The organism is Rhodococcus sp. NPDC057014, from assembly GCF_042673295.1.
In the GTDB taxonomy this organism is placed as follows: Bacteria; Actinomycetota; Actinomycetes; order Mycobacteriales; family Mycobacteriaceae; genus Rhodococcus_F.
This window is the reverse complement of the sequence record NZ_JBHUSF010000298.1, coordinates 1-11,461: the sequence shown is the minus strand read 5'-3', so window position 1 is coordinate 11,461 and position 11,461 is coordinate 1. Positions and strand designations below refer to the sequence as shown.

10 protein-coding genes are annotated in these 11,461 nt (G+C 69.2%); 2 read left to right on the top strand and 8 right to left on the bottom strand.

Annotated features, from left to right (window positions below):
* The 8 genes from ACFTZB_RS36470 to ACFTZB_RS36435 form a co-directional block, all read right to left on the bottom strand.
* On the bottom strand, window positions 1–972 hold a 972-nt coding region (locus tag ACFTZB_RS36470), incomplete at its 3' end, for a VWA domain-containing protein (protein ID WP_378439363.1).
* Between the two features lie 7 nt (window positions 973–979).
* The gene (locus ACFTZB_RS36465; RefSeq protein ID WP_378439361.1) at window positions 980–2,554 is read right to left on the bottom strand and encodes a TerD family protein; all 1,575 of its coding nucleotides are present in this window, start codon (window positions 2,552–2,554) and stop codon (window positions 980–982) included.
* Between the two features lie 9 nt (window positions 2,555–2,563).
* Window positions 2,564–3,805, bottom strand: coding sequence for a TerD family protein (locus tag ACFTZB_RS36460; protein ID WP_378439359.1), 1,242 nt, complete (start codon window positions 3,803–3,805; stop codon window positions 2,564–2,566).
* 62 nt (window positions 3,806–3,867) lie between these two features.
* On the bottom strand, window positions 3,868–4,746 hold the full coding sequence (locus ACFTZB_RS36455; protein WP_378439357.1) for an HAD family hydrolase: 879 nt from the start codon (window positions 4,744–4,746) through the stop codon (window positions 3,868–3,870).
* The gene (locus ACFTZB_RS36450; RefSeq protein ID WP_378439355.1) at window positions 4,743–5,852 is read right to left on the bottom strand and encodes a cysteine protease StiP family protein; all 1,110 of its coding nucleotides are present in this window, start codon (window positions 5,850–5,852) and stop codon (window positions 4,743–4,745) included. Before ACFTZB_RS36450 ends, ACFTZB_RS36455 begins: the two co-directional genes overlap by 4 nt.
* On the bottom strand, window positions 5,849–7,132 hold the full coding sequence (locus ACFTZB_RS36445; RefSeq protein WP_378439353.1) for a phosphoribosyltransferase family protein: 1,284 nt from the start codon (window positions 7,130–7,132) through the stop codon (window positions 5,849–5,851). The genes ACFTZB_RS36450 and ACFTZB_RS36445 overlap by 4 nt, the downstream gene beginning before the upstream one ends.
* Window positions 7,129–8,355, bottom strand: a complete 1,227-nt coding sequence (locus ACFTZB_RS36440; RefSeq protein WP_378439351.1) for an HpcH/HpaI aldolase/citrate lyase family protein — start codon at window positions 8,353–8,355, stop codon at window positions 7,129–7,131. The genes ACFTZB_RS36445 and ACFTZB_RS36440 overlap by 4 nt, the downstream gene beginning before the upstream one ends.
* Before the next feature lie 12 nt (window positions 8,356–8,367).
* The gene (locus tag ACFTZB_RS36435) at window positions 8,368–9,489 is read right to left on the bottom strand and encodes a hypothetical protein (RefSeq protein WP_378439365.1); all 1,122 of its coding nucleotides are present in this window, start codon (window positions 9,487–9,489) and stop codon (window positions 8,368–8,370) included.
* 259 nt (window positions 9,490–9,748) lie between these two features.
* Between ACFTZB_RS36435 and ACFTZB_RS36430 the strand changes: the two genes are divergently transcribed.
* Window positions 9,749–10,324 carry a TerD family protein gene (locus tag ACFTZB_RS36430; protein ID WP_009475137.1) on the top strand — a complete coding sequence of 192 codons (576 nt, stop codon included), beginning with the start codon at window positions 9,749–9,751 and terminating at the stop codon, window positions 10,322–10,324.
* A gap of 117 nt (window positions 10,325–10,441) precedes the next feature.
* Window positions 10,442–11,461, top strand: a 1,020-nt coding sequence (locus ACFTZB_RS36425; RefSeq protein WP_378439349.1) for a DUF475 domain-containing protein, incomplete at its 3' end; no start/stop codon positions are given.

Here is an 11,461-nt window from a genome sequence, read left to right as displayed (position 1 = left end):
GAACAGCACGAGGGTGGGGGTCCCGCCCCGCGGCGGCAGACTGGAGACGATGTCGGTCATGATCGGCAGTTCGTCGTTGTAGCCGCCGATTGCCTTGTAGTCGATTCCGCCGTGGACGCCGCCGAGATGCAGGAACGTATCGCACCAACTGTCGACCTCGTGCACGGCGATGTCGGGCAGGCGCGCGAAGTTCTTGGCGTAGAGATACGGTTCGAGGCGACCGTCGTCGTCGATCTGCGTGGCCACCGGCACCATCCGCTCGACCACCCGGTTGATCGCCCGGGTCGAATACTGACGCCGCATGCTGCCCGTCTTGTCGATCACCAGAACGACTCGGGCGCGCGTCTCACCTGCATCCTTGTGCAGCAACACCTTCGCGACTTCACGCTTGCGCATGTCGAGCTTCTGCCGCTTCTCGAACGTCAGACCCAGCTCGTCCGGCACCGTTCGCACGGCAACATCGTCGGCGGAGTCGGAATCCGTCACGTCGACGCCGTGCTCGGTGACGAGGACAGCGAGCCCGCCGTCCCACCCGGCCGAGACGTTGCGCACCTTCCATCCGGAACCACGCCGATACACCTCGACGAGTACGGCGGCGCGCTCGGTGCTCAGCCCGGACGCGTCCGCCCCCAGCGACACCCCGGAGTTCTCGATCACAACGCCCAACCCGACGCGATCGGCGAGACTGCCGGGCACCGAGTCGTCGAGGGCGACGGCGATACTGAGCTTGTCGATGTCGGCGGGCACCGCCGCGAGATCGAGGTCGACGCCGTCTGCCGCTGCCAACCGCACGGCCCCCTCGGGTGAACTGGGGTTGTTGAAGAAGACGAAATCCCCGTCGGACCGCACCCGTCCGTTCGCGCCGAGTTGGAAGACCATCAGGTCGACCTCGCCTCGGCGGGCACCGGCGACCGCGACACTCGTCGGCGAACAGACGATCTCGACGTTCTCGCCGCGCGCAAGACGTGTCACGGTGCACTCACTTTTCGTGGCCGGTCAGCGAATCCAGCACCGACGCCCGGTGCAGGGGGTGGTCCGGGAGCCGGTCGGGGGTCAGGATCCAGTCGTTGCGCGTCCACGGGTCGGAGACGGTGAGAACCCCCGACGTCGGAACCTGCTGCGCGATGCGTTCGAGCACCGCGACTCCCGGATCCGAAGCGGCGCCGACGCTGTCGCCGACGATGATCAGCGACGTCCCGACCGCGGGACCGTGGTCGGCGAGGTGCACGATGCGGGCGGCGTCCTCGGCGCCGTACCCGTGCGGGAAGTCGCCGAGGATCACCAGCCGGGGTTCCGGCAAGTTGTCCCGGATTCCGCTGCGGGCCGCCATTTCTGCGAGGTCGACGCTTTCGGACAGCGCGGTGAGCCGGGCGGTGATGTCGGAGGCCGCGGACACGACGGGCGAGGCCAGGAGCGCTCCGAGGGGTTCGGTGAACGTGCGCAGCGAGCCGCTGAGGTCGACGACCTCCAGCCGCCCCGCCGCCGCGGGCGATGCCACCAGCATGCGCGCGGCCAGTGCCGCGACCACCGGTGCGGCCTCGGCCGGTTCGCCGACGATCCACAGGGGACGCCCCAGCGGGTAGTGGACGCAGAACGGGATCCGCAGTTCGCCGAGGTCGGGTGCGGACAACTCGCCGAGCCTCAGTCCGTCCGTCACGGCGCTGCTCGTGACCGGGTTCGTCCACGCGGCGGATTCGAACGTCGCCAGCGATCGCGGCAGCAGCGGGTCGATGGCGCGGAGTTCCTCGGCCAGTTGCGAAGTCTCGCCGTCGAATTTGCGTTGCGCCTCGGCGACGAGGTCGTCGCAGCGTTCCTGCGCCCTGGCCTGCGACTGCGCGACCGCCGGACTGTTGCGGGTGGACGGGTCGGCCACCGACGCGGACAGTTCGTCGTCCAGCCGCGCCTGCGCGTAGTCGCGGGAGGATCGGAACGAGGCCGCCGACCGGGCGGCGTCCTCGAAGATCATCCACGCTCTCTCGAACGAGTGGGCCGGGTCGAGCGGGATGCCCGCCGGGCCGTCCGTCGCCGGAACCTCCTCGGCGACAGGGTGCGCGGGTTCGTCCACGTCGACGCCGTGCCGGGTGAGGAGTTCGGCGAGGCCGCCGTCGTATCCTTGCCCGACGGCGCGGACCTTCCAGTCGGTGCCGCGGCGGTAGATCTCCAGGCAGATCGCGGCCGCCTCGGTACCGACCAGCGGGACGTCGAAAACGACCACGGTACGGCCGCTTTCATCGGTGAGCGTGGCCGACAGGGCCTCGCGGGCCAGCGTCGCCGGACCGCCCGGGGATGCCGGATCGACACTGACCACACAGAGCACGCCCGCCGCGGCGGCGTCCACCTCGTCCAGTTGCAGCCGGACCGTTCCGTCCGCGTCGAGTTCCACCCCGGCGCCGCGCCGCTGGTTGTAGAACACGAAATGGTCCGAAGACAGCGCGCGGAGATCGCCGTCGACGATCAACGCCGAGACGTCGACCGGTGACGCGTCGACTGCGCGGAAACGCAGTACGCGCGACGGCAGCGGGGCGTTCTGCCCCGGAACGAGGTGGACCGTCACCAACCGCCCCTAGACGCCGAGGAACCGGCCGAGTTGAGGCGCGGCCTCACCGGCGTGCTTGGCCTGGATGCCTTCACCGATGGCCTGCAGCTTCCATTCGCCGCCCACCCGGTACACCTTGGCCATTACCATTCCGGTGAACGGCATCCCGCCCTGCAGCGTGAACCGGGCGAGTTCGGCGTTCGACGTGGTGTCCACCAGGCGGCAGAAGGCGTTCTTGACCTGCTCGAACGTGTGCCCGCGGTACGACGTCACGATGAACACGATGGTCGAGACGTGCGGCGGAATGCGGGTGAGATCGACGAGGACCACCTCGTCGTCGCCCGCGCCCTCACCGGTGAGGTTGTCGCCCTGATGCCGGATCGACCCGTCCTTCGACGTCAGCTGGCCGTAGTAGGCGACGTCCACCATATTGTTGTCCGCGAACAGGACCGCCGACGCGTCGAGGTCGACGTTGGCGGAACGGTTTCCGAACATGCCGCGCTTCTCGATCGGATCCCAGCCGAGTCCCATCTGGATGTACGTCAGCGCGACGCCGCCGTCCTTGCGGAGCGTGACCTTCTGGCCCTTGCTCAGGCTGACCGGCCGCGACTTGGTGAGGCTGACCTCGGCCGGAGCGGCCGGAGCGGCCGGAGCCGGGGGCGCAGGCGGTGCCACCGGTGCAGCGGCCGGCGGCGGGTAGGCAGCAGCAGGGGCGGCCTGCGGTGCCGGTGGCTGCTGGACGGGGGCGGCCGCCGGTGCGGGTGCGTCGTCGACGGACACACCGTGATCGGTGACGAGCGCGGCGAAACCACCGGCGTAACCCTGACCGACGGCCCGCACCTTCCAGGCGCCCTGGCGGCGGTACAGCTCGAGCGCGATGACGATCGACTCGGAGTTCAGTCCTTCGATCCGGTACTCGTACAGCGCGTTTCCGGCACCGTCGGCGACCCGGGCCGTCGGCGGCGCGAAGCGGCCGAAGTTGCTGGTGGCGTCGTCGAGTGTGATGACCGCGCGCACCTGGGCGATGTCGGCGGGCACCGCGCCGAGCGACACCTTCAGCGACGCCGCCTGTCCGGGGGCCCCGGGCACGAGTTGCACCCCGGGACCGGACGGCTGGTTGAAGAAGACGAAGTCGGCATCCGACCGGACCTTCCCCGAATCCGTGACGAGCAGCGCGGACAGGTCGGCGGCGGCGGTCAGCTCGAGGGAGACGATGACGTCGTCGACGCTCAGTGGGCCGTTCTGGCCCTTGGCTAGCGGAGTGGACACTGCGGTGGTTCCTTCACTGTGGGAGCGTCGGGTTTGTCCCGTTTGGTCTATTTGCCTACAACCTACAAAAGAGCGCCGGCGGCCGTCGTCCCCGCACCCCGCCCGACGCGGTCCGAGAACCAGCGCAGGATCTCCTCACCGGCGGCGATCCCGCTGCTTCCGGTCACGGACAGAGTCGGATGCTGCCAGTCGAGCGTTTCGAGTTCGCCGTGCCGGGGGCGGATCGCGGCGTCGGCGGCACTGAGCATGTTGGCGTCGAGCGCCCCGTCCCCCGCCGCGAGCACCGGCGCTTCCGGCGCGAGCACGCCGTCGTCGACGAGCCGGGAACGGACCTCCGCGACCGCACGGCTCTTGCACACCGCGTCGGGCATCGTGTAGATCTTGCGGCCCTGGCGGGACGCTCCCCAGCCCCGCTCCCCGCACCAGTCGTTCCACTCCTCGACGAAGCCCGCGGGCATCGCGTCGAGGTCCACGACCAGGTAGGAGAACAACTCGTCGGCCACCCGGGACGACCGGACCCAGCTGTCGTCGATCCGTCGGCTCAGCTCGGCCCCGACCTCCACGAGCGACGCACCGCCGTCTGCGATCGCGATGTCGACGCCCGACCGCCAGCCCGCATCGGGGACGCCGTCGACGAGAATGTTCCCGCCGTTGGTGGTGATCGCGTACCGCCACGGCGCCCCCGGCAGGTCGATGCGCTCGAACTGCGCGACGGTGCGCGTGGTGGTGGGCACGACCACGGCGGACGCGGTGAGCGTGCGCAGCATGGCCTCGGCGGCCGACGTGACGTAGGACAGCGGTTTGCCGTCGTACACCTCGACGCACAGAAGATCGTCGTCGCCGGCCGCGGACGCCACGTCGCTTTCAGTGACGGCGAGTTCCATCGCCGCGCGCGAGTAGATCATGGTCCGGTCGAGGTCGGTCGCGATCAGCGCGGTCATGTCACATCCTTGATCAGGCCCATGCACGAATATGCCAGGCCGGGAACCTCTTCGACGGGAACCGAGCGCGCGGCGGCGAGTAGCCGGATGTGTGCGTGCTCGGGGGCGTCGAGGTCGCGGACGAGCACCCGCCACGGCACCCGGCGCAGCAGCACCCGGGTGGTTTCGCCGACACCGGGCTTCACGAAGTTCACAGTCGAGATTCCGTACTGCTCCCGGACCGCCTCGACGGACTTCCAGCCGTCCCAGGTGGGGGTCCGGTCCGACCGCAGCAGTTCCTCGACGTCGCCGGGTACGTGCTCGCGCACGTCCGCGAAGGACGCGCTGACGGCGTCGAGGAGGTGATTGGACACGTCCTCGCCCGCGAGGTGCGCGTAGAACTTGGCGCCGTGGAAGTCGCCGGGGCCGATCAGTGTGTCGTTGAGGACGGTGCGCGACACCAGACCCGACACGGTGGAGTTCAGGCACGCCGACGCGATCAGGAAGTCGTCGCGGGTACCGAACGTGCGGACGCAGTGCCCGGGATCCGCGAGGACGGCGAGGTCGTCGTCGAACTCGGCGCCCCCGGCGTCGCGGTACTCGGCGAGTGCCTGCGACAACTCGCGGGCGATGGCGCCCTTGCCCGTCCAGCCGTCGACGAAGACCACGTTCTTCGGATCGTGGTGACGCGCGAGGTAGTCGAGCGCGACGGCGTCGATCCCGCGGTCGCGGACGATCGAGACCGCGTAGTGCGGCAGTGTCAGGCCGTGGACGTCCCGCGCCCAGCGGCGCATGAGCACGCCCACCGGGGTTCCGGCGCGCGCGAGGGACACGAGGGTGACGTCGGTGCCCCGTTCGGCCAGCACGAGGTCGGTGACCGTCCCCACCGCGCGCGCGAGCCGGATGGAGCTGTCCTGCAGCACCTTCTCGAACAGTTCGCGGTACTCCGCGTCGGGCTGGTATTCGATGGGCAGCGTCTCCGCGTAGTGGGCTTCACCCGACTGGATGCGGCGCTCCCGCTCGGCGACGTCGGCCTCGAGGTCGACGTGCGACAGGTCTGTGAGCAGCCAGCCCACCTCGCCGGCGGCGTACGAACCGAACGCCGGGCCGGTCAGCGGTGCCGTCACGACGAGGCTCCCGCGCGTGCGGCCCGCAGCGACCGCGGGTCGGCGCCGGACACGACGGCCAGCAGCACATCGGTTCCCGCCGCGGTGAGGACGTCGAGGAGTCCGCCGCGCGCGGTGAGACGGTCGGTGTCGGCGGCGGTGTCGACGACCGCGACCACGACGGCGTCCTCGTCCGGCCACTGCGCGTTGTAGACGAACCGAGGCTGCTCTTCGCCGTCCTCGGGGGCGGTGAAGCGGAATCCGCGGCGCAACGGGTATCCCGGCTGGTCGAGCACGTAGGCGGGCGACCGTGTCGTCGTCTGGAACCGAACCCGGAACCCGGATGCGGCGAGCGTGTCCGCGAGCCGCAGCGGAAGGTACATCAGCTCTTCGTGTCCGACGACGATCACCGGACGCTGCGGGTCGAGACGGTCACGGAGCGCCGCGGCCGCCGATGCGACGGCCGCATCGAACGCCTCGGTGTCCTCCCGCAGGAAGCCGTGACGCCCGCCCTCCGGAACTGCCGCGGGCCAGGGAATGTCGGCCCGCTCCACGATCCCGGTCCGCGCGCCGACGGGGTTGAGCACGGGGTCCGGGAGCGCACCGACGGCGTCGATCAGCCCGTCGGGAAGCTCGGTGCGCCCCGACGCCAGACTCACGCTGTCGATCTGCACACCGAGTTCGGTGGCCGCGGCGTCGACGGCGTCCCGGTGGCTCTGGTCGCGCATGTCGACGAGCGACGCCACGACGTACCGGCTGCGCGGGTTCTGCCGGTGCAGCGCGCGGATCGCGTCGACCGCGGTGGCCCCGGTGGAGATCTCGTCGTCCACGAGGACGAGCGGACGATCGCCCGCGAACAACTCGACGGACGTCGGCTGCAGCTGGTGGCTGGTCGCGTGCGAGTGCCCCTCCTCGAACCCGGCGGACGTCCCGATCTCGGGGACGTCCCGGCGCGTGGAGTGCAGGTAGCACCGGGCGCGCAGCCGCGCGGCGACGCAATGACCCAGACCTGTTGCGGTCTCCGCGAACCCGAGCACGACGGGGTCCGCATCCGGTCCGAGGACATCGGCGACCAGATCACCGAGCCGGTCACCGGCGCCGATCACGGCGCCCGGATCGGTGGGCACGTGCTTACCGAGGACCGTCGAGACGAGCAGGTGGGCGCGTCGCGGGTTGCGGCGCAGACCCGGCTCGACGAGTTCGGGGATCGTCAGACCCGAACTCGAATCCCCGTGTGCGAGCGTCAACCCCAGATGCTCCGTGGCCCAGGGCACCGCGCGGACGGCGGTGGGTGAACTCATCGGACGGCCAGTGCGGTCAGCAGATCCACGAACGTGATTCCTTCGTTGGTCACTCCGAACACCTTCGCCCGGACGAGTGTCTTCTCGGCCCAGCTGCGGTGCGGGCGCATTTCGTTCATCTTGTTGCGGTACCCCGACGCCTGGACGCCGCCGACGCCCTCGGCGCCGAGAATGTCGAGCGCGTCGTGGTACTCCTCGTGCGTCACCGCGGACAGGGCGTGCACGGCCGCGACGTGCGTCGGGTGGATGACGGTCTTGCCCTGGATGCCGTTGGCACGGTCGAGGGCGATCTCCCGGAGCAGACCGTCCAAGTCCCGGCTGACCAGTTGCTGACGGAACCGCACCTCGTCGTGTTCCTCGAACGGCGTGGCGCGCAGGGTCGGCCGGAACATCCGCTCGTGATCGGCGAAGTACTCCCACACCGGACCCGTGATGACGTGCCCGGTGTCGTCGGCGCGGCCGAGGAAGTTCACGATGGCGGCAATCGCGTCCGCGACCACCCGCACGTCGTAGATCGTCAGGTCGCGGTCGCGGCGGATGCCGAACGTGGCGCACATGTCGGTGGCGCCGATGCGCACGGCGAGAACCCGCTCGCGGTGTTCGACGAGCAGTGCGCCGATCTTCGCGAGTTCGTCGTCGCGGGTCTCGCGGTGCACCAGAGCAGGCGATTCGAGCACCGGCATCGCATACAACTGCTTGCCGAGCCGCTCCGACGCCGCGGCCAGCTCGTCGAGGAACGCGCCGCCCGTCGCACTGCCGAACTTGGGGAACACGAACCCGGACAACACCTCGACACCCGTGGTCAGCAGGCCGGCGATCCGCCGCAGGTCCTCGGCGGCCCGCACCCGCACGAACAGCTGCATCCGCGCGCCACCGCGGGTCGCCAGCAGATCCAGTGCGTCGACAGCGTTGAGCAACGCCGATTCCACCTGGTCGTCCGCCACGGCGTCCTCGAGGTCCAGGACCATCGAGCAGACGCCGTCAGCCGACCGGCGCAGGATGGTCTCCGCGAGGTCGGACCTGTTCGCGGGCACGTACAGCGTCGCGCCCAGCGCAACGGCCAGCACCGTGCGATCCTCGTCCGGCCCGAGCGCCTGCGGAGCGTGCAGGAACAACCGCCCGTGCGTCTCCGGATCCAGATGATGGAAGTGCCGCACGTGCCGCACCGCCGTCGTCACACCGGACGGCACCGCCGTCGTCACAACCTCTTCGCTAATGCTCATCGTCCCCCCGTGTCATCGCTGCCCTGTGTGTCCTCTCATCTTCTGAACCACCTCGGCGATGAACGCCGACACGGCATCGAGCTGGGTGACGTACGCCCAGTAGTCGGGATGCCGCCCGGTCAGTGTCCCTGCAATTCGGTCGATTCGCTCGAGCTGAGCGTCCAGGACCGACCCCCATTCCCTCACGAGCCCACGATTGACAGCCAACATCTGGGCGTCGCGGAGGCGAAATCTGATCTCGTTCTCCTTCGACCGCGGGTTCTCCCGGACCTCCCGGAGCAACAGCAGACGATCGGTGACGCCGTCGACGTTCGCCTCCGCATCGACCAGATGAGTCCGCGCCGCGGCCGTCAGATCCAGCGCCCCCTCGGGATTTCCCGCGGTCAGAGCCTTCTGCGCCTGCTGCAGATCGGTCTGCGCCTGCTCGATGTGCCTACGGCTCTCGCGGTCGTTGTGAACGAGATCCGCCGAACTGGCCGCGTTGAACTCGCGCAGCAGAGCCGAATAGGCGGGCGCCAGCCGTTCCGCCCGCGTCTGCACCGCGGCGATCCTCGTCGTCACCGACGACACGGCGTGCGCGGCATCTCGCTCCTTGGACGGAGCCGCCGCCAGCGCCTTCTCGAGCGCCGCCGACTCCTCCCGCACCCGCGCCGCAGCGGTGCGGACCGGGTTCGCGCCGCGGGCGCCCTGCAGCGCCACGACCGCGGCGTCGAGTGCGGCTCCCCGGTCGCGCAGCGACGGGTAGCCGGCGTACGCGGCACCCTCGGTCTGCACCCGGTGCTGCGCCGCGGCGGCGACCTGCAGTGCCTGCTGGGCGACCTGGGGTACGGCCGCCAGCATCGCGGTCGACTCCTCGAGATGGCCGCGATGTGTGCGATAGAACTCGTCGAGGATCTGCGTCGCCGCCACCAACTGCCGCGTCACGTGCTCGAAGGCGGCGGCCGACTCGGGTGACTGGACGTTTCCGAACCGGTCCTCCGCCTCCAGATACGCGGTGGCGGCCTGGTAGCAGCCGTCGCGAACCGGTTCCCAGGCCCGCCGGATTCCACGTTCCGGCGTCAGCTCTGCGGAGGCGTCCACGGCGGCGGCGGCGATGCTCTGCCGGTTGTCCATATCGAGAAACGCTGCGACCATCGTGTCGTGGGCGCGGCGAGCCGAGTCGTCGCCCCGGGCTCTTCCTCGGAAGCGTCCCGCCCATCCGCTCGTCACGCCCTGAATCGTACTGGTCGGGGCGACAACGCCGAGTGGACCGGAATTGCCTGTGCACAAACCTGTGGACAGATCGCGGGATGGGACAAGTCGGACAAATTCATTATCGTGGTGTCGCACGACGAACCCGGAATCTTCGACAGCTGTCGAGGGTCCACCCACCTCCTCTCGAAAGGACCCCTGAATGGGCGTCAGCTTGACCAAGGGCGGCAATGTTTCTCTCACGAAGGAGGCCCCGAACCTGACCGCGGTGGCTGTCGGACTCGGATGGGATGCCCGCTCGACCACCGGCACCGACTTCGACCTCGACGCCAGCGCCATCGGTGCAGGTGCCGACAAGAAGGTCGTGTCGGACCAGCACTTCGTGTTCTTCAACAACCTGCGCTCGCCCGACGGCTCGATCGAGCACATCGGCGACAACACCACCGGTGCGGGCGAAGGCGACGACGAGGTGATCAACGTCAACCTGGCGGCGGTCCCCGCGAACATCGAGAGCATCCTGTTCCCCGTGTCCATCTACGACGCCGAGACGCGTTCGCAGTCGTTCGGCCAGGTGCGCAACGCCTACATCCGTGTGGTCGACCAGGCCAACGGCAACGAGCTCGCCCGCTACGACCTGTCCGAGGACGCGTCGACCGAGACCGCTATGGTTTTCGGCGAGCTGTACCGCAACGGTGCGGAGTGGAAGTTCCGCGCCATCGGCCAGGGCTACGCGTCCGGGCTGGCCGGTATCGCCCGCGACTACGGCGTCAACGTCTGACAGTCGCTTCGTTCTCCAGCCGGGGGTGGGTTTCACGGCCCTGACGTGAAACCCTCCCCCGGTGTTCGTCCCCTGCAGTAACCACCCTGCATGCCCACTAGAGAAAGGCCACGCTTCGTGGTTCTGCGAATATTCGGTCTCTCCTTCGCCGTGACGGTGATCTCCATCATCATCGCGGCGCTCTACGGAGGCCCCCAGGCCGTCCTGCTCGTGGTGATCCTCTCGATCCTCGAGATCTCGCTGTCCTTCGACAACGCCGTCATCAACGCCACCGTCCTGCGCCGCATGAGCGAGTTCTGGCAGAAGATCTTCCTCACCGTCGGCATCGTCATCGCGGTGTTCGGCATGCGCCTGGTCTTCCCCCTCGTCATCGTCTGGCTGGCCTCCGGCCTCGGCCCCGTCGCCGCCCTCGACCTGGCCCTCAACCCGCCCGCCGACGGCGCCGCGTACTTCCCCGACGGCAGCGCCAGCTACGAAACCCTGCTCACCGACGCGCACCCGCAGATCGCGGCGTTCGGCGGCATGTTCCTGCTGATGCTGTTCCTCGGCTTCATCCTCGAAGAACGCGAGATCACCTGGCTGTCCTGGCTGGAGAAGCCCCTCGCCCGCGCGGGCAAGCTCGACCAGCTGGCCGTCATCCTCGCCGGCGTCCTGCTGCTGATCACCGCCGCCTACATCGCCCCCGAGGACACCGTGTCCACCGTGATGATCGCCGGCGTCCTCGGCATGGTCACCTACATCGCCGTCAACGGCCTCGGTGAACTGTTCAACACCCCCGAGGAAGACGAGGACGGCGAACCGGTCGAAGGATCCACCGGCGGCCCGACCGCGCTGGCCAAGGCCACCGGCAAGGCCGGGTTCTTCCTGTTCCTCTACCTCGAGGTCCTCGACGCGTCGTTCTCCTTCGACGGTGTGATCGGCGCGTTCGCGATCACGTCCGACCCGATCATCATCGCCCTCGGCCTCGGCTTCGTCGGCGCGATGTTCGTCCGTTCCATCACCGTGTTCCTGGTCCGCAAGGGCACACTCTCGGATTACGTGTACCTCGAGCACGGCGCCCACTGGGCCATCGGCGCACTGGCCCTGATCCTGCTGGTCTCCATCGGCTACCACGTCAACGAGAACGTCACCGGCCTC

What these genes read in the sequence shown, in the direction of transcription:
- ACFTZB_RS36435 (WP_378439365.1), bottom strand. Translation starts at nt 9,489, where the DNA reads ATGGTCGCAGCGTTTCTCGATATGGACAACCGGCAGAGCATCGCCGCC.
- ACFTZB_RS36455 (WP_378439357.1), bottom strand. Translation starts at nt 4,746, where the DNA reads ATGACCGCGCTGATCGCGACCGACCTCGACCGGACCATGATCTACTCG.
- ACFTZB_RS36440 (WP_378439351.1), bottom strand. Translation starts at nt 8,355, where the DNA reads ATGAGCATTAGCGAAGAGGTTGTGACGACGGCGGTGCCGTCCGGTGTG.
- ACFTZB_RS36445 (WP_378439353.1), bottom strand. Translation starts at nt 7,132, where the DNA reads ATGAGTTCACCCACCGCCGTCCGCGCGGTGCCCTGGGCCACGGAGCAT.
- ACFTZB_RS36430 (WP_009475137.1), top strand. Translation starts at nt 9,749, where the DNA reads ATGGGCGTCAGCTTGACCAAGGGCGGCAATGTTTCTCTCACGAAGGAG.